The sequence below is a fragment of the Erwinia magellanica genome, assembly GCF_039023495.1.
Classification (GTDB): domain Bacteria; phylum Pseudomonadota; class Gammaproteobacteria; order Enterobacterales; family Enterobacteriaceae; genus Erwinia.
Genome location: NZ_JBCHVC010000001.1, coordinates 323,599 through 349,342 on the forward strand (window position 1 = coordinate 323,599; position 25,744 = coordinate 349,342).

23 protein-coding genes are annotated in these 25,744 nt (G+C 54.2%); 18 read left to right on the top strand and 5 right to left on the bottom strand.

From position 1 onward, the window contains the following. Nucleotides 1–351: 351 nt before the first annotated feature. The 14 genes from AAH450_RS01585 to AAH450_RS01650 all read left to right on the top strand — a co-directional run bounded on the left by AAH450_RS01585 (nucleotide 352) and on the right by AAH450_RS01650 (nucleotide 16,065). On the top strand, nucleotides 352–789 hold the full coding sequence (locus tag AAH450_RS01585; RefSeq protein WP_342908608.1) for an NADH-quinone oxidoreductase subunit A: 438 nt from the start codon (nucleotides 352–354) through the stop codon (nucleotides 787–789). A gap of 15 nt (nucleotides 790–804) precedes the next feature. Continuing rightward, the gene (locus tag AAH450_RS01590) at nucleotides 805–1,479 is read left to right on the top strand and encodes a NuoB/complex I 20 kDa subunit family protein (protein WP_342908609.1); all 675 of its coding nucleotides are present in this window, start codon (nucleotides 805–807) and stop codon (nucleotides 1,477–1,479) included. A 176-nt stretch (nucleotides 1,480–1,655) separates the two neighbouring features. Then, entirely contained in the window at nucleotides 1,656–3,455 is a 1,800-nt protein-coding gene (gene nuoC / locus AAH450_RS01595; RefSeq protein ID WP_342908610.1) for an NADH-quinone oxidoreductase subunit C/D, read from the top strand. A gap of 2 nt (nucleotides 3,456–3,457) precedes the next feature. Further along, nucleotides 3,458–3,973 carry an NADH-quinone oxidoreductase subunit NuoE gene (gene nuoE, locus AAH450_RS01600; RefSeq protein WP_342908611.1) on the top strand — a complete coding sequence of 172 codons (516 nt, stop codon included), beginning with the start codon at nucleotides 3,458–3,460 and terminating at the stop codon, nucleotides 3,971–3,973. Further along, the gene (gene nuoF / locus AAH450_RS01605) at nucleotides 3,970–5,316 is read left to right on the top strand and encodes an NADH-quinone oxidoreductase subunit NuoF (protein ID WP_318790854.1); all 1,347 of its coding nucleotides are present in this window, start codon (nucleotides 3,970–3,972) and stop codon (nucleotides 5,314–5,316) included. Before nuoE ends, nuoF begins: the two co-directional genes overlap by 4 nt. Before the next feature lie 62 nt (nucleotides 5,317–5,378). Beyond that, the gene (gene nuoG / locus AAH450_RS01610; RefSeq protein WP_342908612.1) at nucleotides 5,379–8,105 is read left to right on the top strand and encodes an NADH-quinone oxidoreductase subunit NuoG; all 2,727 of its coding nucleotides are present in this window, start codon (nucleotides 5,379–5,381) and stop codon (nucleotides 8,103–8,105) included. Then, nucleotides 8,102–9,079: an NADH-quinone oxidoreductase subunit NuoH gene (nuoH, locus tag AAH450_RS01615; RefSeq protein ID WP_318790856.1), complete on the top strand. Its 978-nt coding sequence runs from the start codon at nucleotides 8,102–8,104 to the stop codon at nucleotides 9,077–9,079. The genes nuoG and nuoH overlap by 4 nt, the downstream gene beginning before the upstream one ends. 11 nt (nucleotides 9,080–9,090) lie before the next feature. Next, nucleotides 9,091–9,633, top strand: coding sequence for an NADH-quinone oxidoreductase subunit NuoI (nuoI, locus tag AAH450_RS01620; RefSeq protein ID WP_306211595.1), 543 nt, complete (start codon nucleotides 9,091–9,093; stop codon nucleotides 9,631–9,633). Nucleotides 9,634–9,643: 10 nt separating this feature from the next. After that, a complete protein-coding gene (gene nuoJ / locus AAH450_RS01625; protein WP_342908613.1) occupies nucleotides 9,644–10,198 on the top strand; it encodes an NADH-quinone oxidoreductase subunit J in 555 nt (184 codons plus the stop codon). Then, a complete protein-coding gene (gene nuoK, locus AAH450_RS01630) occupies nucleotides 10,195–10,497 on the top strand; it encodes an NADH-quinone oxidoreductase subunit NuoK (protein ID WP_306211598.1) in 303 nt (100 codons plus the stop codon). Before nuoJ ends, nuoK begins: the two co-directional genes overlap by 4 nt. Next, the gene (gene nuoL, locus AAH450_RS01635) at nucleotides 10,494–12,332 is read left to right on the top strand and encodes an NADH-quinone oxidoreductase subunit L (protein ID WP_342908614.1); all 1,839 of its coding nucleotides are present in this window, start codon (nucleotides 10,494–10,496) and stop codon (nucleotides 12,330–12,332) included. The genes nuoK and nuoL overlap by 4 nt, the downstream gene beginning before the upstream one ends. Nucleotides 12,333–12,537: 205 nt before the next feature. Beyond that, complete coding sequence (gene nuoM / locus AAH450_RS01640; protein ID WP_342908615.1) at nucleotides 12,538–14,058, top strand: NADH-quinone oxidoreductase subunit M; 1,521 nt, start codon at nucleotides 12,538–12,540, stop codon at nucleotides 14,056–14,058. Between the two features lie 6 nt (nucleotides 14,059–14,064). Further along, complete coding sequence (gene nuoN, locus AAH450_RS01645; protein ID WP_318790860.1) at nucleotides 14,065–15,522, top strand: NADH-quinone oxidoreductase subunit NuoN; 1,458 nt, start codon at nucleotides 14,065–14,067, stop codon at nucleotides 15,520–15,522. An 84-nt stretch (nucleotides 15,523–15,606) separates the two neighbouring features. Further along, nucleotides 15,607–16,065, top strand: a complete 459-nt coding sequence (locus tag AAH450_RS01650) for a GNAT family N-acetyltransferase (protein WP_342908616.1) — start codon at nucleotides 15,607–15,609, stop codon at nucleotides 16,063–16,065. 53 nt (nucleotides 16,066–16,118) lie between these two features. Here AAH450_RS01650 and yahO read toward each other — a convergent pair whose 3' ends face one another. From yahO to AAH450_RS01665, 3 genes are all read right to left on the bottom strand, one after another. Next, a complete protein-coding gene (gene yahO / locus AAH450_RS01655; RefSeq protein WP_342908617.1) occupies nucleotides 16,119–16,388 on the bottom strand; it encodes a DUF1471 family periplasmic protein YahO in 270 nt (89 codons plus the stop codon). Between the two features lie 320 nt (nucleotides 16,389–16,708). Continuing rightward, nucleotides 16,709–17,845 carry an HlyD family secretion protein gene (locus AAH450_RS01660; protein ID WP_342908618.1) on the bottom strand — a complete coding sequence of 379 codons (1,137 nt, stop codon included), beginning with the start codon at nucleotides 17,843–17,845 and terminating at the stop codon, nucleotides 16,709–16,711. 4 nt (nucleotides 17,846–17,849) lie between these two features. Further along, nucleotides 17,850–18,191: a DUF3302 domain-containing protein gene (locus AAH450_RS01665; RefSeq protein WP_342908619.1), complete on the bottom strand. Its 342-nt coding sequence runs from the start codon at nucleotides 18,189–18,191 to the stop codon at nucleotides 17,850–17,852. A 570-nt stretch (nucleotides 18,192–18,761) separates the two neighbouring features. Between AAH450_RS01665 and pqiB the strand changes: the two genes are divergently transcribed. Further along, nucleotides 18,762–20,408 (top strand): intermembrane transport protein PqiB, encoded by a 1,647-nt coding sequence (gene pqiB, locus AAH450_RS01670; RefSeq protein ID WP_342908620.1) that lies wholly within the window; start codon nucleotides 18,762–18,764, stop codon nucleotides 20,406–20,408. A 101-nt stretch (nucleotides 20,409–20,509) separates the two neighbouring features. Here pqiB and AAH450_RS01675 read toward each other — a convergent pair whose 3' ends face one another. After that, nucleotides 20,510–22,168 carry a glucan biosynthesis protein D gene (locus AAH450_RS01675; protein ID WP_342908621.1) on the bottom strand — a complete coding sequence of 553 codons (1,659 nt, stop codon included), beginning with the start codon at nucleotides 22,166–22,168 and terminating at the stop codon, nucleotides 20,510–20,512. Nucleotides 22,169–22,355: 187 nt separating this feature from the next. Beyond that, entirely contained in the window at nucleotides 22,356–23,249 is an 894-nt protein-coding gene (locus tag AAH450_RS01680; protein ID WP_342908622.1) for a LysR family transcriptional regulator, read from the bottom strand. Between the two features lie 118 nt (nucleotides 23,250–23,367). Here AAH450_RS01680 and AAH450_RS01685 point away from each other — a divergent pair, with 118 nt between their 5' ends. The 3 genes from AAH450_RS01685 (at nucleotide 23,368) to AAH450_RS01695 (ending at nucleotide 25,723) form a co-directional block, all read left to right on the top strand. Further along, the gene (locus AAH450_RS01685; RefSeq protein ID WP_342908623.1) at nucleotides 23,368–23,793 is read left to right on the top strand and encodes a VOC family protein; all 426 of its coding nucleotides are present in this window, start codon (nucleotides 23,368–23,370) and stop codon (nucleotides 23,791–23,793) included. 191 nt (nucleotides 23,794–23,984) lie between these two features. Next, the gene (elaB, locus tag AAH450_RS01690; RefSeq protein WP_318790865.1) at nucleotides 23,985–24,296 is read left to right on the top strand and encodes a stress response protein ElaB; all 312 of its coding nucleotides are present in this window, start codon (nucleotides 23,985–23,987) and stop codon (nucleotides 24,294–24,296) included. A 134-nt stretch (nucleotides 24,297–24,430) separates the two neighbouring features. Then, on the top strand, nucleotides 24,431–25,723 hold the full coding sequence (locus tag AAH450_RS01695) for an isochorismate synthase (protein WP_342908624.1): 1,293 nt from the start codon (nucleotides 24,431–24,433) through the stop codon (nucleotides 25,721–25,723). Nucleotides 25,724–25,744 lie beyond the last annotated feature (21 nt).

The following is a 25,744-nucleotide window of genomic DNA, read 5'->3' on the forward strand; positions in this document are numbered from 1 at the left end:
GGAAGGAAAACCTGCTGAATCCTGCGAAAATAGAGATTGTTAAAACCGCGATCCATGCAGGGAAATACCCGCTACACTTTACCACGCAGCGCTGACTGACTCGATTTAGCTGGAAAAATGCGCAATTAATGTTAAATAAATGCTGCGGGTGTAAATTAATGTGTGGATACTTTTGTCAAAGTTGACAGAAGGTTATAGAAAGGAGTAAAAAACCACATAAAATCGCTGTCTAATCAAAAAAGTCAGCAAAATTTATAAGGTTTTTTATTTTTTCCCTTGAATCGATGGGGTAGGTTAACTGCCGGAACAGAGCAGAACATCTTTCACCCCTTGTTGAGTTAAGCAGAGCGTATGTCAACTACTTCCGACGTTATGGCCCATAACTGGGCTTTTGCTGTATTCCTGATCGTCGCTATCGGCCTTTGTTGTGCAATGCTGGCTGGGGCATGGTTTTTAGGCGGAAAAGCCCGTGGCAGGTATACCAACACGCCTTTCGAGTCCGGTGCGCCCGCAGTAGGCACCACCCACCTTCGCATGTCTGCCAAGTTTTATCTGGTGGCTATGTTCTTCGTCATCTTCGACGTTGAAGCCCTCTATTTATACGCGTGGTCGACAGCAATCCGTGAAAGCGGTTGGGTCGGCTTCGTGGAAGCCGCAATTTTCATTTTGGTACTGCTTGCTGGTTTGGTTTACCTGGTGCGTATTCGCGCGCTGGACTGGGCGCCTGCACCTCGTCGTGTGGTCGTCAAGAAAACGACTATCTCGCATTCCAACCGTCATACGCAGTAAAAGCGAGGCTTAAAGATGGACTACACGCTCACCCGCGCGGACCCGAACGGCGAGAATGACCGTTACCCATTACAAAAGCAGGAGATCGTTACCGATCCCCTGGAAAAGCACGTTCACCAGAGCGTCTATATGGGCAAGTTAGAACATGCCCTGCACGATATGGTGAACTGGGGGCGCAAAAACTCATTGTGGCCGTTTAACTTCGGCCTTTCATGCTGTTACGTAGAGATGACAACGTCATTCACTTCGGTGCATGACGTAGCGCGTTTTGGCTCGGAAGTTATCCGTGCCTCGCCGCGTCAGGCTGATTTCATGGTGGTTGCAGGTACTCCCTTCACCAAGATGGCTCCGGTTATTCAGCGTCTCTATGACCAGATGCTGGAGCCGAAGTGGGTGATCTCTATGGGTGCTTGCGCCAACTCCGGCGGCATGTACGACATCTACTCTGTGGTTCAGGGCGTGGACAAATTCCTGCCTGTCGACGTGTATATTCCGGGTTGCCCACCGCGTCCTGAAGCCTATATGCAGGCGCTGCTACTGCTACAGGAGTCGATCGGAAAAGAACGTCGTCCCCTCTCCTGGGTAGTAGGCGATCAGGGTGTCTACCGCGCCAACATGCAGTCAGAGCGTGAAAGAAAGCAGGGTGAACGCATTGCCGTCACTAATCTGCGTACGCCTGACGAAATTTAACCGCTACCCCCGCGACGTTGCCTGTCGCCTCTGGCCTCAGGCAGCGTCATAAGAACCAGGTAGAGCAGTTTATGGATGTGGCCTGACTTGCAGCGCATAAAAATCACAACACGCGCACGGCCCATCCTGACGCCAATACTGAGTGCCTGCCAGCAGGCCCACAGGGTGAACAACTTATGACAGATTTGACCACGCAAGATCTCGCTCAGCCTGAATGGCAAACCCGTGATCACCTGGATGACCCGGTGATCGGCGAGCTGCGTAACCGTTTTGGGCCTGATGCCTTTACCGTACAACCTACCCGTACCGGCGTGCCGGTAGTGTGGGTTAAGCGTGAGCAGCTGCTGGAAATCACTGAATTCCTGCGCAAGCTGCCGAAACCTTACGTGATGCTGTATGACCTTCACGGGATGGATGAGCGACTTCGTACTCACCGCGCCGGTTTACCGGCTGCGGATTTTTCCGTTTTCTATCATTTCATCTCTATTGAACGTAACCGCGACATCATGCTCAAGGTGGCGCTGTCCGAAAATGACCTGCATGTGCCCACCCTCACCAAAATTTTCGCTAATGCCAACTGGTATGAGCGCGAAACCTGGGAAATGTTTGGCATTACCTTTGATGGTCACCCCCATCTGACGCGCATCATGATGCCGCAGGACTGGGAAGGGCACCCGCTGCGTAAGGATTATCCTGCGCGCGCCACCGAGTTCGATCCGTTTCAGCTGACCAAGCAGACGGAAGATCTGGCGATGGAGCAGATGACCTTCAAGCCGGAAGAGTGGGGCATGAAGCGTGGTACCGCCAATGAGGACTTTATGTTCCTCAACCTCGGGCCTAACCACCCCTCAGCGCACGGTGCTTTCCGTATCATCCTGCAACTGGATGGCGAAGAGATTGTCGACTGCGTACCAGATGTCGGCTATCACCACCGCGGCGCGGAAAAGATGGGTGAGCGCCAGTCCTGGCACAGCTATATCCCCTATACCGACCGTATCGAATACCTCGGCGGCTGCGTCAACGAAATGCCGTATGTGCTGGCCGTTGAAAAGCTGGCTGGCATCAAGGTGCCAGAGCGCGTTGATGTCATCCGCGTAATGCTTTCAGAGCTGTTCCGCATAAACAGCCACCTGCTCTATATCTCCACCTTTATTCAGGACGTTGGGGCGATGTCTCCGGTGTTCTTTGCCTTTACCGATCGCCAGAAAATTTACGACGTTGTGGAAGCTATCACCGGGTTCCGTATGCACCCGGCCTGGTTCCGCATCGGCGGCGTGGCGCATGACCTGCCGAAAGGCTGGGACGGCCTGCTGCGCGACTTCATCAACTGGCTGCCAAAACGTCTTAAAGCCTATGAACAAACCGCCCTGAAAAACTCAGTGCTGATTGGCCGTGCGAAAGGCGTTTCGGCTTACAACCTGGAAGAGGCGCTGGCTTGGGGAACCACCGGTGCGGGTCTGCGTGCTACGGGTCTGGATTTTGACGTGCGTAAATGGCGTCCTTACTCCGGCTACGAGAATTTCGATTTCGAAGTGCCAATTGGTGATGGCATAAGCTGCGCCTACACCCGTGTAATGCTGAAGATGGAAGAGATGCGCCAGAGTCTGCGTATTCTTGAACAGTGTCTCAACAACATGCCGGAAGGGCCGTTCAAAGCGGATCACCCGCTGACCACGCCGCCGCCGAAAGAGCGCACGTTGCAGCATATTGAAACCCTGATTACGCACTTCCTGCAAGTTTCCTGGGGGCCGGTGATGCCGGCAAACGAATCCTTCCAGATGATTGAAGCGACTAAAGGGATCAACAGCTACTACCTGACCAGTGACGGCAGCACCATGAGCTACCGCACCCGTGTGCGTACGCCAAGCTTCCCGCACTTGCAGCAGATCCCGTCAGTGATCAACGGCAGCCTGGTATCCGATCTGATCGTATACCTCGGTAGTATCGATTTTGTTATGTCAGACGTGGACCGCTAATTATGCACGATCAAAGAATTGCGATCGAAACGATCGAAGATAACGAGCCATTTGTTCTGAGTGCTTTTGAGCATGATGCCATTGAACATGAGAAGCACCATTACGAAGATGCCCGCGCTGCCTCTATCGAAGCACTGAAAATCGTGCAGAAGCAGCGTGGCTGGGTGCCGGATGGCGCTATCGATGCCATTGCCGAAGTGCTGGGCATCCCGGCCAGCGACGTGGAAGGGGTGGCAACTTTCTACAGCCAGATCTTCCGTCAGCCGGTTGGTCGTCATGTGATCCGCTACTGTGACAGCGTGGTTTGTCATATTACCGGCTTCCAGGGCATTCAGGCCGCGCTTGAAGATAACTTGAATATCAAACCTGGCCAGACTACCGCAGATGGCCGCTTTACGCTGCTGCCGACCTGCTGTCTGGGCAACTGTGACAAAGGGCCGACGATGATGGTGGACGAAGATACTCACGTCCATCTGACGCCGGAAAATATCGCCAATCTGCTGGAGCAGTATCAATGACATTCAAACAGATCATTCGTACTGCGGAGATGCATCCGCTGACCTGGCGTATGCGCGATGACAAGCAGCCGGTCTTCTTTGACGAATACCGCAGCAAAAACGGCTACGCCGGTGCAGAAAAAGCGCTGAAAACGATGTCGCAGGATGAGATCGTGGCGGCAGTGAAAGAGTCCGGTCTGAAAGGTCGTGGCGGCGCGGGTTTCTCCACGGGACTGAAGTGGAGCCTGATGCCGAAAGATGAGTCCATGAACATCCGTTACCTGTTGTGTAACGCTGATGAAATGGAGCCAGGCACCTATAAAGACCGCCTGCTGATGGAGCAGATGCCGCATCAGCTGGTGGAAGGGATGCTGATCAGCGCCTTTGCGCTGAAAGCCTATCGCGGCTACATCTTCCTGCGTGGAGAGTACATTGAAGCCGCAGTAAATCTGCGTCGCGCTATTGCGGAAGCTACTGAAGCGGGCTATCTCGGGAAAAATATTCTCGGCACCGGTTTTGACTTTGAACTGATCGTTCACACCGGTGCAGGCCGCTACATTTGTGGCGAAGAGACGGCGCTGATTAACTCGCTGGAAGGACGTCGTGCTAACCCACGCTCCAAGCCGCCATTCCCTGCTTCGGCAGGCGCATGGGGCAAGCCAACCTGCGTGAATAATGTGGAAACCCTCTCTAACGTGCCGGCTATTCTGGCTAACGGCGTGGAGTGGTACAAAGGCATTTCCAGCAGCGACGATACCGGCACCAAAATGATGGGCTTCTCGGGCCGGGTGAAAAACCCAGGCGTCTGGGAGCTGCCGTTTGGTACCACCGCGCGTGAAATCCTTGAGGATTATGCGGGCGGTATGCGTGACGGCCTGAAATTTAAAGCCTGGCAGCCTGGCGGCGCGGGAACCGATTTCCTGACCGATGCGCATCTCGATCTGCCGATGGAATTTGCCAGCATTGGCAAAGCGGGTAGCCGTCTGGGTACGGCGCTGGCGATGGCCGTTGACCATGAGATCAACATGGTGTCGCTGGTGCGTAACCTGGAAGAGTTTTTTGCTCGTGAATCCTGCGGCTGGTGTACGCCATGCCGCGATGGCCTGCCGTGGAGCGTAAAAATTCTCCGCGCGCTGGAGCGTAAAGAGGGTCAGCCGGGAGATATCGAAACCCTGCTGCAACTCTGCCGCCAGCTTGGTCCGGGCAAAACCTTCTGTGCGCACGCGCCAGGTGCAGTAGAGCCACTGCAAAGCGCGATTAAATATTTCCGCGAAGAGTTTGAGGCGGGTATTGCGACTCAGGTCTTCAGCAATGCGCACGCGATTGCCGGTATCCAGTCAAACCTGTTAAAGGCGCGCTGGTAAACACTGCACATTTGAATTGATTAACGCCCGTCTCTGACGGGCCTTACGGAAGCATGTTCACTATGGCTACAATTCATGTAGACGGTAAAGAATATGATGTTGATGGTGCGGACAACCTGCTTCAGGCTTGCCTCTCCCTCGGCTTAGATATTCCTTATTTTTGCTGGCATCCGGCGCTCGGTAGCGTCGGCGCCTGCCGCCAGTGTGCGGTGAAGCAATTCCAGAATGCCGAAGATACCCGTGGCCGCCTGGTGATGTCCTGTATGACACCAGCGTCTGACGGCACCTTCATCTCAATTGATGATGGTGAAGCGAAAGAGTTTCGCGAAAGCGTGGTGGAGTGGCTGATGACCAACCACCCGCACGATTGTCCGGTCTGCGAAGAGGGGGGTAACTGCCACCTTCAGGATATGACCGTGATGACCGGCCACAGCTTCCGCCGCTACCGCTTTACTAAACGTACGCACCGCAATCAGGATCTCGGCCCGTTCATCTCTCACGAAATGAACCGCTGTATCGCCTGTTATCGCTGCGTGCGTTACTACAAAGATTATGCTGACGGCACCGATCTTGGCGTATATGGCGCACACGACAACGTCTACTTTGGACGCACGGAAGACGGCACGCTGGAAAGCGAGTTCTCCGGTAACCTGGTGGAAGTCTGTCCGACCGGCGTATTTACCGATAAAACGCACTCAGAACGCTATAACCGTAAGTGGGATATGCAGTATGCCCCAAGCATCTGCCAGCAGTGCAGCGTCGGCTGCAACATCAGCCCCGGTGAGCGTTACGGTGAACTCAGACGTATCGAGAACCGCTATAACGGCAGCATCAACCACTATTTCCTTTGCGACCGTGGCCGCTTCGGCTATGGCTACGTAAACCTGAAAGATCGTCCCCGCCAGCCGATGCAGCGTCGTGGCAATGACTGGATCGCGCTTAATGCCGACCAGGCTATGCAGGGTGCGGCGGATGTGTTGCGCCAGGCGAAAAAAGTGATCGGTATTGGTTCTCCGCGCGCCAGCGTCGAGAGCAACTTTGCGCTGCGCGATCTTGTGGGAGCAGAGAATTTCTCCACCGGCATTCCGGCGGCCGAGCAGGCACGTCTGGAGCTGATGCTGAAAGTGCTGCGCGACGGCGGGATACATACGCCTGCGCTGCGTGAAATTGAAAGTTACGATGCGGTGCTGGTGCTGGGTGAAGATTTGACTCAGGTCGGCGCGCGCGTAGCCCTCTCCGTTCGTCAGGCGGTGAAAGGCAAATCACGCGAAATGGCTGCTGCTCAGAAAGTGGCTGACTGGCAGATTGCCGCCATCCTCAATATCGGCCAGAACGCAAAGCACCCGCTGTTTGTGACCAACGTGGATAAAACCCGTCTTGATGATATCGCCGCGTGGACCTACTGTGCACCGGTGGAAGATCAGGCGCGTTTAGGCTTTGCGATTGCTAACGCCCTGGATGAGACGGCCCCAGCGGTAAGCGGCATTGACCGTGCGCTGGCAGGCAAAATTGACGTCATCGTGCAGGCACTGGCGGGGGCGAAAAAACCGCTGATTATCTCCGGCGTTCATGCCGGTAGCGAAGCGATGATTCAGGCAGCGGCGAACGTGGCCAAAGCACTGAAGGGACGCGGGTCTGACGTGGGGATCACGCTGCTGGCAGGCGCAGCGAACAGCGTAGGCCTGGGAATGATCGGCGGACATCCGCTCGAGAATGCCCTGGACGAGCTGGAAAGCGGTGCAGCCGATGCGGTAATCGTATTAGAAAACGATCTCTACCGTCATGCACCAAAAGCCAAAGTGGATGCTGCGTTAAGCAACGCCGCTAACGTGATCGTTATCGATCACCAGCGCACGGCAACCACAGATAAAGCGGGGCTGATCCTCTCTACCGCAAGCTTTGCGGAAAGTGATGGCACCCTGGTAAACCAGGAAGGCCGTGCACAGCGCTTCTTCCAGGTTTACGATCCTTCCTATTACGATGACAGAATAGAAATGCTGGAAAGCTGGCGCTGGCTGCATTCGCTCTCCAGCACCATTACCAGCCGTCAGCCGGACTGGACCCAGTTGGACCACGTTATTGATGCCTGCATTGCGGCACTGCCGCAGCTGGCTGGCATCAAGGATGCGGCACCGGATGCCAGCTTCCGTATTCGCGGTCAGAAACTGGCTCGTTCGCCTATTCGTTCCAGCGGTCGTACCGCCATACGCGCCAATATCAGCGTGCATGAGCCGCGTCAGCCGCAGGATAAGGACACCATGTTCGCCTTCTCTATGGAAGGGAACAACCAGCCGTCCGCCGCCCGTTCACAAATTCCTTTTGCCTGGGCACCAGGCTGGAACTCCCCACAGGCGTGGAACAAGTTCCAGGATGAAGTTGGCGGTAAACTGCGTAACGGCGATCCGGGCGTGCGCCTCTTTGAAGCGGGTGATGCTCAGCTTGGTTGGTTTGACGTGGTGCCAGCAGCCTTTGCTGGTGAGAGCAACAGCTGGCGCGTGGCGCCTTACTTCCACCTCTTTGGTAGCGAAGAGATGTCTCAGCGTTCCGCGGTGATCCAGCAGCGTATGCCTGAGCCATATGTGATGGTGAACCCGGCAGATGCGGCAAAACTTGGCGTAAACGCCGGTTCCTCAGTGGAGTTCAGCTGCGCAGGTGAAACCCTTCGTCTGCCGGTGCGCTTCTCCGAGACGCTACAGGCAGGGCAGGTTGGTCTGCCGCTCGGCATGCCGGGCATTCCACCATTCCTGCTGGGTGCCAACGTTGACAAGATGCAGGAGGCGGCACAATGAGCTGGCTGACACCGGAAGTTATCGATGTTCTGATTGCCGTAGGTAAAGCATTAGTAATCCTGTTGGTGGTGGTGGGCTGTGGCGCCTTTATGAGCTTCGGCGAACGCCGTCTGCTCGGCCTGTTCCAAAACCGTTACGGGCCGAACCGCGTAGGCTGGGGCGGCTCGCTACAGCTGGTGGCGGACATGATCAAAATGTTCTTTAAAGAGGACTGGACGCCACCGTTTACCGATCGGGTTATTTTCACCCTGGCACCCATGATCGCCTTCACCTCGCTGCTGCTGGCGATGGCTATCGTGCCGGTCACCTCGACCTGGATGGGCGCAGACCTGAATATCGGCCTGCTGTTCTTCCTGATGATGGCTGGTCTGGCGGTCTACGCCGTGCTGTTTGCTGGCTGGTCCAGTAACAACAAATACTCGTTGCTGGGTGCCATGCGCGCCTCGGCGCAGACCCTGAGCTACGAAGTGTTTCTCGGCCTGTCGCTGATGGGCGTTGTGGCACAGGCCGGTTCGTTCAACATGGTCGATATCGTCAACAGCCAGCAGCATCTGTGGAATGTCATTCCGCAGTTCCTGGGCTTCCTGACCTTTGCCATTGCGGGCGTTGCGGTTTGTCACCGTCATCCTTTTGACCAGCCGGAAGCAGAGCAGGAGCTGGCCGATGGTTACCACATTGAATATGCCGGTATGAAGTTCGGTTTGTTCTTCGTGGGTGAATATGTCGGCATCGTGACCGTTTCTTCGCTGATCGTGACGCTGTTCTTCGGCGGCTGGAACGGCCCGTGGCTGCCGCCCATTATCTGGTTTGCCCTTAAAACGGCCTTCTTTATGATGATGTTCATTCTGATTCGTGCTGCGTTACCGCGCCCACGCTATGACCAGGTGATGTCGTTCGGCTGGAAAGTTTGTCTGCCGTTGACGCTGTTGAACCTGCTGGCGACTGCCGCAGTGATTCTGTACAACGCGCAGTAAGAGGTAACATTATGAATTTAAAAGACATAGCGGTTGGGTTTGGCACCACGGTACGCAGTATCTTTCTGATTGGCATGAACGCGTTTGCCAAGCGTGAAACCATGATGTACCCGGAAGAACCGGTTTATCTGCCGCCGCGCTATCGTGGCCGCATCGTGCTGACGCGTGACCCGGACGGTCAGGAGCGCTGCGTGGCCTGTAACCTGTGCGCCGTGGCCTGCCCGGTGGGCTGTATTTCGCTGCAAAAAGCGGAAATGCAGGATGGCCGCTGGTATCCCGAGTTCTTCCGCATCAACTTCTCGCGCTGCATTTTCTGTGGCCTGTGTGAAGAGGCTTGCCCGACCACTGCGATTCAGCTTACCCCCGATTTTGAACTGGGTGAGTTTAAGCGTCAGGATCTGGTTTACGAGAAAGAAGATCTGCTGATCTCCGGTCCCGGAAAGTACCCGGAATATAACTTTTACCGGATGGCGGGCATGGCGATCGACGGGAAAGACAAGGGCGACGCCGAAAGCGAAGCTAAACCTATCGACGTCAAGGGCTTGTTACCTTAAGGAGCCAGGCATGGAATTTGCTTTTTATCTTTGCGGACTGGTAGCGGTGCTGACAACGTTGCGTGTTATCACCCATACCAACCCGGTCCACGCGCTGCTGTATCTGATCATCTCCTTGCTGGCAGTTGCTGGGGTGTTTTTCTCGCTGGGCGCCTATTTCGCCGGTGCGCTGGAAATCATCGTCTATGCCGGTGCGATCATGGTGCTGTTCGTGTTTGTGGTCATGATGCTGAACCTGGGCGAGAGCATCCAGGCACAGGAGCGTGAATGGCTGAAGCCTGGCGTCTGGATTGGGCCTGGCCTGCTGTCGCTGGTGCTGCTGGTGGTGATGGTTTACGCCATCCTCTCTGTTAACGATCAGGGTATCGACGGCAAGATGATCGACGCGAAAGCGGTAGGCATCAGCCTGTTTGGCCCTTACGTTCTGGCCGTCGAGCTGGCTTCAATGCTGCTGCTGGCGGGTCTGGTGGTGGCTTACCATATCGGACGTGAACAGCGTCAGGGTGAAGTGTTAAGCAATCGCCCCGGTGACGCACCCAAAAGCAACAAGGAGGAACGCGCATGATCCCTCTGCAACACGGCCTGATTCTGGCGGCCATTCTGTTTGTCCTCGGGCTGACCGGCGTAGTGATCCGCCGTAATTTACTGTTTATGCTGGTCAGTCTTGAAATCATGATTAACGCTGCTGCACTGGCGTTCGTGGTGGCGGGAAGTTACTGGGGGCAGGCCGACGGACAGGTGATGTATATCCTGGCGATCAGCCTTGCCGCTGCCGAGGCCAGTATCGGCCTGGCACTGCTGCTTCAGCTCCATCGTCGCAGCCAGAACCTCAACATTGATAAAGTGAGCGAGATGCGCGGATGAATCTTCTCTATTTAACAGTACTGTTTCCGCTGATTGGCTTTTTACTGCTGGCCTTTTCTCGCGGCCGCTGGTCAGAAAACCTCTCTGCCACTGTGGGCATGGGATCTGTAGGTCTGGCGGCGCTGACCACCGTTTTCGTGGGAATGGATTTCTTCAGTCAGGGACAGGCACCTTATACCCAGGCGCTCTGGACCTGGATGCAGGTTGGCAACTTTAAGATTGATGTTAACTTCACGCTGGATGGTCTCTCGCTGACCATGCTCTCTGTGGTGACTGGCGTGGGCTTCTTTATCCACATGTTTGCCTCATGGTACATGCGTGGGGAAGAGGGCTACTCCCGCTTCTTTGCCTACACCAACCTGTTTATCGCCAGTATGGTGGTTCTGGTGCTGGCCGATAACCTGATGCTGATGTATCTGGGTTGGGAAGGGGTGGGCCTCTGCTCCTATCTGCTGATCGGTTTTTATTACACCAACCCGAATAACGGCGCGGCGGCAATGAAAGCCTTCATCATCACGCGTGTGGGTGACGTCTTCCTGGCCTTTGCTCTGTTTATTCTCTACAACGAGCTGGGTACCCTGAACTTCCGGGAGATGGTTGAACTGGCACCGGCGCACTTTGCAGCGGATAACCACATGTTGCAGTGGGCGACGCTGATGCTGTTGGGTGGTGCGGTCGGTAAATCTGCTCAGCTGCCGCTGCAAACCTGGCTGGCGGATGCGATGGCCGGTCCGACCCCTGTTTCTGCACTGATCCATGCGGCAACGATGGTAACCGCAGGCGTCTATCTGATTGCCCGTAGCCATGGTTTGTTCCTGCTGACGCCTGAAGTGCTGCATCTGGTGGGGATTGTCGGCGCTGTGACGCTGGTGCTGGCGGGCTTCGCCGCGCTGGTGCAGACCGACATCAAACGCGTCCTGGCTTACTCTACCATGAGCCAGATTGGCTACATGTTCCTGGCGCTGGGAGTACAGGCCTGGGATGCGGCGATCTTCCACCTGATGACGCATGCGTTCTTTAAAGCGCTGCTGTTCCTCTCGTCCGGCTCGGTGATCCTGGCCTGTCACCACGAGCAGAATATCTTCAAAATGGGCGGCCTGCGTAAAAGCATCCCGCTGGTCTATGTCTGCTTCCTGGTCGGGGGCGCGGCGCTCTCTGCGTTGCCGCTGATCACTGCGGGCTTCTTCAGTAAGGATGAAATCCTCGCCGGGGCGCTGGCTAATGGACATCTGAACCTGATGGTTGCGGGTCTGGTAGGGGCGTTTATGACTTCGCTCTATACCTTCCGCATGATCTTTATCACTTTCCACGGTGAAGAGAAAATTCACGCGCACGCAGGCAAAGGGATCACTCATCACCTGCCGCTTATCGTGCTGCTTATCCTCTCAACCTTTATTGGTGCGATGATCGTTCCCCCGCTGGCAGGCGTACTGCCAGAGACCACTGAGCTGGCGCACGGTAGCGTTCTGACTTTGGAGATCACCTCTGGTGTGGTCGCTATCGTCGGTATTCTGCTGGCGGCTGTCCTGTGGCTGGGCAAACGCACGCTGGTAAGCAATATTGCGAACAGCGCTCCGGGCCGCTTCTTCAGCACCTGGTGGTTTGCCGCATGGGGCTTCGACTGGCTGTATGACAAAGTCTTCGTGAAACCTTATCTCTTTGTTGCCTGGGCACTGCAACGCGATCCGTTGAATGGTCTGATGAACATTCCGGCGCTGTTCTCTCGCCTGGCTAACAAAGGGCTGGTGGTGAGCGAAAATGGCTATCTGCGCTGGTACGTTGCTTCAATGAGCGTGGGGGCCGTGGTGGTCCTGGCGCTGCTGATGACGATCTAAAGGTTAGTGAGCGGGACGGGAAAGCCTCGTCCCTCGGCAAGAGAATGTTGAAAATTACCTGAAAACTGGGCGTTATCAATGCAGTCAGTTTTGTCCCGAGGCGCAGGCAGCCGAAGCATACGTCGGTATGTGAGGCGCGCAGGCGCGGGGCAGAAATGGCCAGCCAGATAGCCCATTCAGGTTCAGAAAAGGGAAACAAATCGCCATGTTACTACCTTGGCTTATCCTCATCCCGTTCATCGGTGGCCTGCTTTGCTGGCAGCTTGAACGCTTCGGCGCAAAAGTGCCGCGCTGGATTGCGTTGATCTCGATGGGATTGACGCTGGCGCTCTCTTTGCAACTCTGGTTGCAGGGCGGCTATTCGCTGACTCAGGCCGCTGGTCTGCCGCAATGGCAGTCTGAATTCCTTGTGTCGTGGATCCCCCGTTTTGGGATTAACGTGCATCTGGCGCTGGATGGTCTTTCGCTGCTGATGGTGGTGCTGACCGGCCTGCTGGGCGTGATGGCTATTCTCTGCTCGTGGAATGAGATTGAGAAATGGCAGGGCTTTTTCCACCTCAATTTGCTGTGGATCCTGGGTGGCGTGATTGGCGTGTTCCTGGCCATCGATATGTTCCTGTTCTTCTTCTTCTGGGAGATGATGCTGGTACCGATGTACTTCCTGATTGCGCTGTGGGGACACAAGGCATCGGACGGGAAAACGCGTATTACCGCGGCAACCAAATTCTTCATCTATACCCAGGCCAGCGGTCTGGTGATGTTGATTGCGATTCTGGCGCTGGTGTTTGTGCACTACAACGCAACGGGCGTCTGGACCTTCAACTATGAAGATCTGTTGAAAACGCCAATGTCGCACACCGTAGAATATATGCTGATGCTGGGCTTCTTTATCGCCTTTGCGGTAAAAATGCCGGTGGTGCCGCTGCATGGCTGGCTGCCGGATGCCCACAGCCAGGCGCCAACCGCAGGTTCCGTTGACCTGGCAGGGATCCTGCTGAAGACGGCGGCTTACGGTCTGCTGCGTTTTGCGCTGCCGCTATTCCCGAACGCCTCTGCCGAGTTTGCACCCATCGCCATGTGGTTAGGTATCATCGGTATCTTCTACGGCGCGTGGATGGCCTTCTCTCAGTACGATATTAAACGTCTGATTGCCTACACCTCCATCTCGCATATGGGCTTCGTGCTGATTGCTATCTACACCGGCAGCCAGCTGGCGTTCCAGGGAGCAGTGGTGCAGATGATCGCACACGGTCTCTCTGCTGCTGCGCTGTTCATCCTGTGTGGTCAGCTCTATGAACGTCTGCATACCCGTGATATGCGCCAGATGGGCGGCCTCTGGTCACGCATCAAATGGTTGCCAGGGCTGTCGCTGTTCTTCGCGGTTGCTAACCTGGGGATGCCGGGAACCGGTAACTTCGTTGGTGAATTTATGATCCTTACCGGCAGTTTCCAGACGGTGCCAGTTATCATTGTGATCGCGACCTTCGGCCTGGTATTTGCCTCCGTTTACTCGCTGGTGATGATGCAACGCGCTTATTACGGCGCACCAAAATCTGAAACGCCTCTGCGCGGTATGTCCGCTCGTGAGTTCCTGATGATTATGGTGCTGGTGGTTCTGCTGGTGCTGTTGGGGATCTATCCACAGCCGATTCTGGACACCTCACATGCTGCGATGAGTAACATCCAGCAGTGGTATACCGCTTCAATCTCAACTACAAGGCCGTAATTCGCCATGACAATAACTCCTCAACAATTGATCGCGCTTCTGCCGCTGCTGATCGTCGGATTGACGGTGGTAGTTGTGATGCTGTCCATTGCGTGGCGACGCAACCACTTCGTCAATGCCACCCTGGCGGTGATTGGCCTGAACATTGCGCTGGTTTCGCTGTTCTTTGTTGGCCAGGCTGGCCCGATGGACGTCACGCCGCTGCTGCGGGTAGACGGGTACTCTATGCTCTATACCGGGCTGGTGATCCTTGCCAGCCTCGCAACCTGTACTTTTGCCTATCCCTGGCTGGCAGGCTATCCCGATAACCGTGAAGAGTTCTACCTGCTGGTGCTGATTGCCGCAATGGGCGGCATTGTGCTGGCCAGCGCCAACCATCTCGCTTCGCTGTTTATCGGTATTGAACTGATCTCCCTGCCGCTGTTTGGCCTGGTCGGTTATGCCTTCCAGCAAAAGCGTTCGCTGGAAGCGGCTATCAAATACACCATTATGTCTGCGGTGGCCTCCTCTTTCCTGCTGTTCGGGATGGCGATGGTCTATGCAGATTCCGGTAACCTGAGCTTTGTGGCGCTGGGCAAGAGCCTGAACGATGGCCTTATCCATCAACCGCTGCTGCTGGCTGGGCTGGGTATGATGATTGTGGGTCTGGGCTTTAAGCTGTCGCTGGTACCTTTCCATCTCTGGACACCGGATGTGTATCAGGGCGCACCTGCGCCGGTTTCGACCTTCCTGGCGACAGCCAGCAAGATCGCTATCTTCGGCGTGGTAATGCGTCTGTTCCTCTATGCACCGGTAGCGGACAGCGAAGCGGTACGTCTGGTACTGGCTATCATTGCCGTGGCTTCTATTCTGTTCGGTAACCTGATGGCTATCTCGCAGAGCAACATCAAACGTCTGCTGGGCTACTCTTCCATTGCTCACCTGGGCTATCTGCTGGTGGCGCTGATTGCTATCCAGACGCATCAGCTGTCGCTGGAAACCGTGGGCGTTTATCTGGCAGGTTATCTGTTCAGCAGCCTCGGCGCGTTTGGCGTGGTCAGCCTGATGTCCAGCCCTTATCGCGGGCCGGATGCAGATTCGCTCTACTCCTACCGTGGCCTGTTCTGGCACCGTCCTATCCTGTCAGCAGTGATGACGGTGATGATGCTGTCGCTGGCGGGTATTCCGATGACGCTGGGCTTTATTGGTAAGTTCTACGTAATTGCCGTTGGTGTGGGCGCTCACTTGTGGTGGCTGACTGGTGCGGTAGTGGTCGGTAGTGCAATTGGCCTTTACTACTATCTGCGTGTGACGGTGAGCCTCTACCTGAACCCGCCAGAGCTGCTGCAACGTGATACCCCAGCCAACTGGGCATTCAGCGCAGGCGGTGTGGTAGTGCTGATCTCCGCGATTCTGGTGCTGCTGCTGGGTATCTATCCTCAGCCGCTGATTTCGCTGGTGCAGATGGCTCAGCCACTGATGTAAGCTACAGGGTATGTGATAAACGGGCTCACTGTGGCCCGTTTTTTTTTGGCGTAAATAAAACCAGCGAAGAGCGGAGCAACCTATATGGAAGTGTACTGGCAGGATCTGCATCACAGCGACCTCAGCGTTCAGCAGCTTTATCAGATTATGGCCTTGCGCAACGCGGTGTTTATCGTCGAGCAAAATTGCCCTTATCAGGATCTGGATGGGGCTGATTTAGCGGGTGAAAACCGGCATCTGCTGGCGGTTTTTGATCGTCAGCTGCTGGCATATGCGCGGATACTTGCGCCAGAATCGCTGGAGAAACCGGTAAAAATTGGTCGGGTGATTGTCGCAAGCGAGGCGCGAGGATTAAGTCTGGGAAACCGGCTGATGGAACAGGCTATCGCCTGCTGTGAACACTACTGGCCGCAGCACAAAATTTTTCTTTCTGCGCAGGCCCATCTTCAGGAATTCTATGGTCGCTTTGGCTTCCTGGTAGTCAGCGATAGCTACCTTGAGGATAATATTCCTCATATTGATATGGTGCGTGCGGCAAAATAGTCGTGTCAACATCAGTCACCGCAAGATGAGTGATGTTGACAGCCTGCTTGCTGTTAACGTTTTTTATAGATATCGGCCGTGCCGTGCATTTTGTTATTAGTATTACCAGATGTCAGAACAAAAATATCGCCTCCTTTAGCATCAGCCATTTTGGATAGCTCAGCCTTCGCATCAGCTGCGCTGGTTTCACCCGAGGTGGAGATACTCCCCACTTTTACGTACTGATCCTGCACTTTTTCAAATTCCTTTTTCTGCATCATCTCTGCTGCAAAGGAACTGAAGGACACTGCTGAAATCAACACGGCTGCAACAATATTTTTCATTATTTAAGCCCTTAATAAAAGTAATCAGACGAAAATTTTTGTGGGCACGGATATACTCATGCTGTTTTCTAATTTTAGAAGTGAATAGAATTATTTTTGTGAGGCTGGTTTCAACTCTACAATAATTAATTTTTTATATTAACTGATGGAGGTGTTTTTTTATTTCTGTCTTTATTTGCATGCTAATAATATTATGTGATGTGTAGAAAAAAGCAGAGGCTATATAAATTCAGCCTGTAATAATTACCAGACGTCAGGCTCTCTACAGGCTTAATTTTCAGAACCTCGCTCCTGCCAGAGAGGCCTCGGATGATAAAAAACTAATGGTCCAGATAAAGATAATGCATCCAGCTGGTCATCCGCAGCAGCACTTTACGCATCACGGAAACGTGGGAAAAATGGTCAGAATAGATGGCGACCTGCCCCGAGATCCCATCCGGTAATGCGTCAACTTCCGGGTTTGCCTTAAGTTCGATGATTGCCAGCACGCCATTGGCGGCGTTAACGTTATTTAATGATTGCAGGGTTCCCTGAGCCTGATAGCTCCCGCCGGGAATTACAGGCAGAACGGTAACAAGTCTTCCCTCGAAGACCTGGCCGGGAAGCGCATTGAAAACCGCTTCAGCGAGATCGCCGGCTTCCAGTCGCAACAGTGAATTCTCTCTGAATTGAGCAATAATCTGTCGCTTCTGCGCCGGAATAAAAATCATCACCGGACGCAGTGGCAAAGCGGCTGCGTAGGTACCCGGACGAATAAGAACCTGAGTAACGTAGCCGTCGCCGGGAGCGCGAACTACCGTTTGTTCAAGGTTATACCGCGCCTCAGCCAGTTGGGCTCTCAGGCTGACAATTTGCGATTGCTCACCATTCACTACGCTCTCTAACTGACTTTTTATTTGCGCCTGTTCCGCAACAGAACTTTTTACCAGCGCATCCTGGCCCAGAAAATTCTGTCGGGCGTTGTCGATATCCCTCTCAGAGAAAGGATTAACCTTTGCCTTACTCCCTTTCAGATAGCGTTGATAATCCTGTAGCAGGCGGTCCCGTTCAGCAGAGACGTAGCTGGTGTTGGCTATCGCTTCTTCTAACTGGCCACGAATCGACCGGATATTATGCACGGCTGTCACCAGGTCCGCTTCCAGCCGATCAACTCTGGCCTGAAAGCGGGTATTATCCAGTTCGAAAAGCATCTCCCCTTTTTTAATAGGCTGGTTCTGTTTTTCGGTGACTCTTTTAACCACACCGGTAACTTGTGGCGTGATTGGTATGGCTATTACCGCTTTCTGCGCCAGCGAGGTGTAAGGATGGTTATAGTTCATCAGTAAGATCAGCCCACCCACCAAAATGACTCCGCCCAGGGCCGCCGTCGGCAAGGTCCATTTATTTACCGGAATTTTAAATATCTTGAAAACGCTCCATGCCAGCGCTACATAGGTGAGAATAATGAGCAGGTCCATAGTATTACTCCGGCGGCGTCTGGGGAGGATTAGTCTGCTTTTGTTCCAGTTCGGCTACACGTTGCTCCAGCTGCCGCAGTGTACTATCTGTATGCTGTGTACTATCTGTATGCTGCATCCCCCAGCCACGCTCAGGCTGGTAGAGCGTGGCCCAGATCCATAAAAATGGCCAGATAACGTGCAGGGTAAAAAGACTTACCCAGCCTGCAACATGAATTGCATCGGCATGGGGATGATTGCGTGATTTGGCAATCAGATAAGGAATGTCGTGGAGGATTATCACGCCATAAAAAATCACCAGCAGGACAAACACCAGAACGCCCAGCGCAAAGTAGTTAAGAAACATACCCGCCTCGGAGAGTGATTGAGTTGTAATGAATATAGTCGTCAGTGGTGTTAATGCCAGACGACTCTATACGGACGCAGGATGGAATAATAATTATTGGTCTTTTTATCGGAGGGGTAATGCCTGACAGGAATAATTTTTTTCGACAACATTTAACACCGCACTAAAAGCCTGAAATTTATTCCTATAAAATTCAGGAGGGAATGCCTTTGTTACAACAGCTTTCATAACCAGAGATTATGCATTACCTCTGCAAACAGAGATAAGGGTATAAGTGAATAATTATTTTTTATTCCGCGTTTTAATCATTACGGAATGAAGAGATAATTTCTGCTGCTATTTATTAAAAAAATAATTTTGTTGTAACTCATTAGTCTGCTAATAAATTAGCAATGCAGCCTTGATATCAGTGACGAATTTATGTGACGCGTGACTTATTTTAAAGTCAGAAAATGGCTTCAAGTAGTATTCTGTTGTCTGCTGCTTTAACACAAGTTATTTAAACGATCTTATGGCGCTGTCAGGCTGCCGTTGGCTTTGATCAATAACGCTATTCCGGGGAGCCTCGCCTTGACTGCAAACGATCATGAGATTGCCACCGCCGCCAGTAATCAGCCCTCACGCTGGTCACTCGTCTGGATTGTGCCGCTTTTCACCCTGCTGATGGGAGGAGCAATCCTTTTCTGGCACTACAGCGTTCAGGGGCCGGAAGTCAGGCTGCTGGTTGAAAATGCAGAGGGAATACAGGCAGGTAAAACCCTGATTAAGAGTCGCAGTGTCGCCATAGGCAGTGTCGAGAGCGTGACCCTGGCAGAGGATCTGCATCATGTTGAAATCAAAGTGAGGCTGAACAGTGGCATGGAAAAACTGCTGCATGCAGATACGCTTTTTTGGATTGTAAAACCCTATATAGGGCGGGAAGGGGTGACCGGCCTTTCCACCCTGTTATCAGGTGCCTATATAGAGCTACAACCGGGGCGCTCTGGCGCGCGGCCAGCGCATTATTCACTGCTGAAAATGGCGCCCTATGCTGCCGCCAGCACGGCTGGCATTCGCGTTACTCTTGTCAGTGCTAAAGCCGGACAGCTGACTCCGGGCGATCCGGTTCTCTTCCGCGGATATCGCGTAGGCAGGGTAGAAAAGGGCAGGCTGGATACGGATAAGCGGAGAATGCTTTATCAGCTCTTTATTGCCGCACCTTACGATCGTCTGGTGACTGCCAATGTCCATTTCTGGAAAGAGAGCGGGATTGCTGTCGCCATTTCTGCCTCCGGGATGCGTATTGAGATGGGATCCCTGACGACTCTTCTCAGCGGTGGCGTCAGCTTTGACGTGCCTGAGGGGTGGGAGCGGGGTGAAAAAGCTGCCGACAAAACGGAATATCTTCTTTTTGACGATCGGGAAAGTACAGAGCACTCTCTCTACACCACGCATATCGACTACCTGCTATTTTTCACCAACTCAGTGCGCGGGCTTCAGCCGGGTGCGCCGGTAGAGTTCCGCGGCGTTCGCCTTGGTACTGTCGATCGTTTCCCTCTCTATTTACCCGATGGCGCGCAGGATCTTCGCGAAGGTTATCGGGTGCCGGTGCTGATCCGGATAGAGCCTGATCGTTTTATTAATGCCATCAACCAGGGTGTCGATGCGGCTGCGCGGATCCGGGAGGCGATGAAACGGGGACTGCACGCCAAACTGAAGACCGGTAATCTGCTTTCGGGGTCACTCTATATTGATTTAGATTTCTATCCCACGGTGGCAGCTTATAAGGGGCCGGAAACCGTTGCAGGATACAAAGTTATTCCTACATTGGGCAGCGGACTGAATCAACTGCAACAAAAGTTGCTTATCACCCTGGATAAGTTAACGGGCCTGCCGCTGAACCCACTGGTAACAGAGGCAACAGGGACGCTACGGGAAAGCGGCCGTACAATGCAGGCGCTTCAGAGCACTTTAAGGAATATCAACGCCCTGATAGCCAGCCCGGCGATGAGACAGCTTCCACTGGAGACGCAGCAAACGCTACGCGAAATGGCCCGCAGTTTAAAAGGATTGCAGCCGGGTTCGCCCGCTTACGCCACGCTTACAGAGAATATGCAGCAGTTAGATCGGGTGCTGCGTGAGCTGCAACCCGTGCTGAAGACCTTAAACAAAAAAAGCAATTCACTGATCCTTGAAGCTCAACCCGAACAGGATCCGCAGCCTGAAAAGGCCAGGTAGACTGAAAGCAGAAAGCAGAGAGCAGAAAGCAGAAAGCAGAAAAGGGAGTTACTGGCGATAAAATAAAAAAGGGTGAGGAAATTCTCCTCACCCTGAGTGATTTACCCGGCCGTCATCTGCCGGTCATCAACGTATTTGCGTTTATCTGGCGGTGGCGGGAAGTACTGATAGAGCCACGTTTCGCTCAGCGTTTCCTCTTTAGTGCGCAGGAACAGGCGCAGATTCACCGCCTCAGTCGAGTCGCTGTCCGGATACCAGTCAAACAGGATCCGGTAGCCATCGACAGGTTCAACGTAGAGGATCTCAACCTGCTTAATGGTACCGGAGGTAGTGGTGATCACCGGCTCAATGCCTTTCGGCGCGGCTGCTTTCAGATCGCCCCCCACAAAGTCCACCGCAAAACGGCGGGCCCAGACATCAGGATAGTGTTCACCCGGCGCCCAGCCTTCCGGGAAGCCGCCCATGCCGGTGCGGGTTGCATTCACGCGGGATAAGCCGCTGCGAACCGGTGGCAGGCCACTCCAGTAAAGCTTGTAGCTGAAGCTGTGCTCGCTGCCTGCTTTGATCGCCTCTGCCGGCCGCCAGAAGCAGACAATATTATCCAGCGTTTCACCCGTGGTTGGGATCTCCATCAGGTTGATGGCACCTTTACCCCATTTGCCGACGGGTTCCACCCACAGACTTGGACGCTTGTTATACCAGCCAATCACATCCTGATAATCCTGGAAGTCATGATTTAGCTGTAACATGCCGAAACCGCGCGGATTTTCATCCTGGTAAGCGTTGTAGGTCAGGCGCTGAGGGTTATTCAGCGGACGGCAGATCCATTCTCCCATGCCTGTCCACATCGCCAGACGGTCGGAGTCGTGAATTTGCGGGTGGATGGTGTCGCACATGCGGCGCTCATTGTTGCCGCAGCTGAACATGGTGGTCATTGGCGCGATGCCGAGCTGATCGATATCTTTACGGGCATAAAGGTGGTTTTCCACCTCCATTACTACGCGCTTCTCTTCACAATGAATGATGAATTTGAAGGCACCCGTGCAGCTTGCGCCATCCAGCAGCGTGTAAACGGTAAAGGTCGTGTCGCCAGCCTTGGGCGTCTCAAACCAGAAGGCGGTAAAGTCCGGGAACTCTTCTTTGCCGTTGCTGAAGGTGTCGATAGCCACGCCACGAGCGGAGAGGCCATACTGATAGGTTTCATCCACTGCGCGGAAGTAGCTTGCGCCAAGGAAAGAGACGATATCCCGGCTGGCCAGCTCAGGCTTTTTAAAGGCGCGGAAACCAGCAAAGCCTAAATCGGTTTTGCCTTCCAGCTGTTTGGTGTCCACTTTGGCGTTGTGATAGTTGAACAACTCCGGGCGGAAGTGAATTTCTCGCGCTTCGCGGCTTGCGGCATCCACGGAGAACATGCGCAGACGACGCTTAAAGCCCATACCAACGTGGAAGAACTGAACGTCAAGCTCGCGGTCAGGAATAGCGTTCCACAGCGAGTGACTGGCGTCGTACTGAATTTCGTTATAAGCCTGCGGCGTCAGGGTGGCCAGGGTTTCTGGCAGCGGAGCTGGCGCGCCACCGTAAGGTTTTTTGGCTAAGTCGGCCGCCATCTGCTTCAGCACGTTAAAATCAAACCGCTTAGCAGAGCCGTCGGCGATATCGGTATCTGCCCAGGCCGCTTGTGCAAACAGCGTTGATAAACCGGACATACCGCTTACCGTAGCGAAAGCCATTGACGCTTTCATAAACATTCTTCGATTCATGCCAGAAGTCATTCCCTTTGCTGAACGGAGTTTGTAGAGACTATCGTGTAGTTACACTCTGCTTTACCCGGATGTGACACAGGTCACAGGGAGTTACGACAGCTTGTGGGGGTGAAAATTCAGTGCAGCAAAAACTTATCAGATAAATCCGGCAAAAGCAGTGTATTCCTCTGAAACCGTGGCCTATTTACTCCACTGCGGGCAGGGGAAGGGGGGAAGCCGCGTGATGACGAAGCCTGTCGGTAATAAATTTATGCAACGGAGCCTGGCGGTTTGCATGGCGCATCACCACAATCAGTTCGCGATAAAAAGTCAGCCCGGCCAGCGGGATGATGCGTACGTTAGCCGGACGATCCCGCCAGAGGCCAGCCAAAGGCACCAGCGCAACGCCAAGGCGCAACTCTACCATTTTCACGATGGCATCAATTTCATCAATTTCCAGCGCCAGCTGCGGATCGAGCCGCTGCTCACGCAGAAACTGGCTGACCATTCTGCCGCCAAATGAGGAGCGGTCGTAACGGATAAAGGGATGCTGACGGATCAGATCTACCGCGTTATCACCGCTCACGTCCGGCGGCGTAATCAGCACGTAAGGCTCTTTTTGCAGCGTCTCGGCATAGAGGTCTTTAGTCAGCGCAAAGCTGGGTTTGATAATCACGGCTAAATCGATATTTCCGGCATCTACCTGCGTCAGCAGACTGGAGGAGACGCCGGGAATAAGCTTGGTTTCCAGTGCTGACGCCTGCTGATGCACGCTAACCAGCACCGCTGGCAGTAAACCCGTTTGGACCGAAGAGATAGCCCCTATCTTGATAGCACCGCGATAGTCCACAAGATCCTCCGGCTGCGCCATGCGGGAAAAAAGCGCCAGCATCTCCTGTGCCATCGGCAGGATACGGGTGCCTTCGGCGTTAAGCGCCACGGCGCGGCCCGAGCGGTCAAACAGCCTGATGCCGAGCGCATTTTCCAGCGTTCGCATTTGTGCGCTGACGGCAGACTGTGTCAGGCCAGTCTGCTGTCCGGCGGCGGCAAAAGTGCCAAACTGGCTGACGGCAACAAAGGTTTTAATCTCACGCAGCATAACGACCGATCCCGCAAAAAAATTGTTGATTCATTGTAAAGATATTCGCTTTTCATAAAAAATATTATCGCTAAGAATAGACAAACATCTCGTCCTTTATTCGCTACCGGAGAATTCAATGGCTCTCAGTCCGTTTCATCTGGCAATCCCCGTGCATGACCTCGCCGCTGCGCGCCATTTCTACGGCACAGTGTTTAATCTTCCGGAAGGGCGCTCCAGTGAGCAGTGGGTAGATTTCGATTTTTATGGTCACCAGTTGGTGATCCATCAGGCACCGAAAACCGCAGCGCAGGATGCCGTGCACACGAACCATGTGGATGGCCACGGCGTACCCGTTCCCCATTTCGGGCTGGTGCTGAGCTGGGAAGAGTGGGAGCAGCTGGCGGCGCGCCTGCGTGATTTCAGGGTCAAATTTGAGATTGAGCCTTATATCCGTTTCAAGGGGCAGGTGGGTGAGCAGGCGACGATGTTTTTCTTCGATCCCTGCGGCAATGCGCTGGAGTTTAAGGCCTTTAAAGATATCAGCCGGATGTTTGCAAAGTAACCTCGCCCCGGAGGCTCTTCTTCGGGCATCCTGTTACAAAGAACGCTTCATGGTCGCCGGTCGTCCTGACCGGTTTCTGGGTTTTGCGCCTTAACAGCAGCATTATCAGGCAATTCCTGGAAAGGTTCGCGGGCAGTCTGGCAAATAGTGTCTATAGTTAATGGAGAATTTTATTCGCACAAGGAGATGTTATGGCTACAACAATTGCACCTGAAGAGAACCGCCTGGATGACGACCTGGCGCTGCTGACGCAAACGCTGGAAGATGTTCTGAAATCCTCTGGCGATCCGGCAGACCAAAAATATCTCGACCTGAAAGCCAAAGCAGAAGCCTCGTTGAACGACGTGAAGTCTCGCGTCAGCAACGCGACCGACACTTATTATGTTCGTGCGAAACAAGTTGCTTACCGGGCAGATGAATACGTGCACGAAAAGCCGTGGCAGGGAATTGGCGTTGGCGCCACTCTGGGGCTGGTCGTGGGACTGTTGCTGGCGCGCCGTTAAGGCTCAGCATCCGTCATAAGCAACGGGCGTCCTTCGGGGCGCCCGTTGTGCTTGTGGGCGAGTTAGCCCAGATCAAAACAGAGAATCTTTCTCCCCGCTAAACTGGCAAAATCCTCTTCTCTCCGGACGCCGCAATGCCGCTATCTTTCGCTCTGCTTCAGCTGCAAAGGCAGCTTGATGCCGTCTCCCCCTGTCAGCAGGGTTTTCTGCATTTTTCAGCGGCGTTGGACTCATCCAGCGAAGGCTTAGCCTGGCTGGCTGCGCAGTCTGTATGGCCGCAATTTTACTGGCAGGCCAGAGAAGGAAACGAAACGCTGATGGCGCTGGGCGAGGTGGCGCGCGCTGAAACGCTGGCTCAGGCCGCCCGGCTGCTCAACACCCTGCCCGAGGCAGGGTGCCTGGTTGGCGTCAACGAATTTGCTCTGCAACGATGTTATCTGTTTTTACCCCGCCTGCTGTGGCGCAGAGAGAGGCTGAACGTTTATCTTTATGGCGATCTCTACCAGCAGGCGCAAGCCACTCTGCGTATGCTCTCCACACTCCAGCCCGCCGTGCCGCTGCCCGCGCTGCCCACTTGCCCCTCTGCCTGCCAGCACTCCCCCGACAAACAAGGCTGGGGCGCGCGCGTGGCGCTGGCGCTTCAGGCAATCAAAACTGGCGAGCTGGAGAAAGTGGTACTGGCCCGCGCCACCGACGTCAGTTTTCCCGAGCCTCTCTCGCCCCATGCTCTGCTGGCCGCCAGCCGTGAGGTCAATCATCACTGTTATCACTTTCTGTTGGCGCAGGGGCCACACCAGGCTTTTGTTGGCTCCAGCCCGGAACGTCTTTATCACCGTCAGGGGCTGGCGCTGAGAACAGAGGCGCTGGCCGGAACCTGTGAAAACAGCAAGGATGCGCTACAGGCCTCTCTGTGGGCCGAAGCGCTGTTTGCTGATGAGAAAAACAGACGTGAGAATGGCCTCGTTGTGGAGGATATCTGCCAGCAGCTGCACGCTGTGACCCAGGGGCTGGATGTCGCTCCGGCGCAGATTGTTCGTCTGCGGAAGGTTCAGCATCTTCGTCGTGAGATCCAGGCCAGCTTGCACCAGCCGGACGATAAGCAGATCCTGCAACAGCTACAGCCTACCGCAGCGGTCGCCGGGCTTCCCCGCAAGGCGGCTTTAAACTTTATTCATCACCACGAACCTTTCTCACGTAACTGGTATGCCGGTTCTGTGGGATGGCTTTCAGCCGGAGAAAGCGAATTCTCCGTGGCTTTACGCTCTGCCTGGGTGGAAAAGAGTAGCGTGCGCTTCTATGCAGGCGCAGGGATCGTGGCCGGTTCTGAAGCCGACCTGGAGTGGCAGGAGATCAACCACAAGGCTTCGGGCCTGGCCGGTCTTGCCGGGGTGGAAATTGCGGAAGGATCCTGCCCCAAATCAAAATGAGCGGTATTCAGCTCTTTTATA

Coding starts and splice junctions, on each gene's coding strand:
- AAH450_RS01680 (WP_342908622.1), bottom strand. CDS start 23,249: ATGCTGCGTGAGATTAAAACCTTTGTTGCCGTCAGCCAGTTTGGCACT.
- nuoI (WP_306211595.1), top strand. CDS start 9,091: ATGAATTTAAAAGACATAGCGGTTGGGTTTGGCACCACGGTACGCAGT.
- yahO (WP_342908617.1), bottom strand. CDS start 16,388: ATGAAAAATATTGTTGCAGCCGTGTTGATTTCAGCAGTGTCCTTCAGT.
- AAH450_RS01590 (WP_342908609.1), top strand. CDS start 805: ATGGACTACACGCTCACCCGCGCGGACCCGAACGGCGAGAATGACCGT.
- nuoJ (WP_342908613.1), top strand. CDS start 9,644: ATGGAATTTGCTTTTTATCTTTGCGGACTGGTAGCGGTGCTGACAACG.
- AAH450_RS01665 (WP_342908619.1), bottom strand. CDS start 18,191: ATGTTTCTTAACTACTTTGCGCTGGGCGTTCTGGTGTTTGTCCTGCTG.
- nuoF (WP_318790854.1), top strand. CDS start 3,970: ATGACATTCAAACAGATCATTCGTACTGCGGAGATGCATCCGCTGACC.
- nuoL (WP_342908614.1), top strand. CDS start 10,494: ATGAATCTTCTCTATTTAACAGTACTGTTTCCGCTGATTGGCTTTTTA.
- AAH450_RS01675 (WP_342908621.1), bottom strand. CDS start 22,168: ATGAATCGAAGAATGTTTATGAAAGCGTCAATGGCTTTCGCTACGGTA.
- nuoM (WP_342908615.1), top strand. CDS start 12,538: ATGTTACTACCTTGGCTTATCCTCATCCCGTTCATCGGTGGCCTGCTT.
- AAH450_RS01650 (WP_342908616.1), top strand. CDS start 15,607: ATGGAAGTGTACTGGCAGGATCTGCATCACAGCGACCTCAGCGTTCAG.
- AAH450_RS01585 (WP_342908608.1), top strand. CDS start 352: ATGTCAACTACTTCCGACGTTATGGCCCATAACTGGGCTTTTGCTGTA.
- nuoK (WP_306211598.1), top strand. CDS start 10,195: ATGATCCCTCTGCAACACGGCCTGATTCTGGCGGCCATTCTGTTTGTC.
- nuoH (WP_318790856.1), top strand. CDS start 8,102: ATGAGCTGGCTGACACCGGAAGTTATCGATGTTCTGATTGCCGTAGGT.
- elaB (WP_318790865.1), top strand. CDS start 23,985: ATGGCTACAACAATTGCACCTGAAGAGAACCGCCTGGATGACGACCTG.
- nuoE (WP_342908611.1), top strand. CDS start 3,458: ATGCACGATCAAAGAATTGCGATCGAAACGATCGAAGATAACGAGCCA.
- nuoC (WP_342908610.1), top strand. CDS start 1,656: ATGACAGATTTGACCACGCAAGATCTCGCTCAGCCTGAATGGCAAACC.
- nuoG (WP_342908612.1), top strand. CDS start 5,379: ATGGCTACAATTCATGTAGACGGTAAAGAATATGATGTTGATGGTGCG.
- AAH450_RS01660 (WP_342908618.1), bottom strand. CDS start 17,845: ATGGACCTGCTCATTATTCTCACCTATGTAGCGCTGGCATGGAGCGTT.
- AAH450_RS01695 (WP_342908624.1), top strand. CDS start 24,431: ATGCCGCTATCTTTCGCTCTGCTTCAGCTGCAAAGGCAGCTTGATGCC.
- AAH450_RS01685 (WP_342908623.1), top strand. CDS start 23,368: ATGGCTCTCAGTCCGTTTCATCTGGCAATCCCCGTGCATGACCTCGCC.
- nuoN (WP_318790860.1), top strand. CDS start 14,065: ATGACAATAACTCCTCAACAATTGATCGCGCTTCTGCCGCTGCTGATC.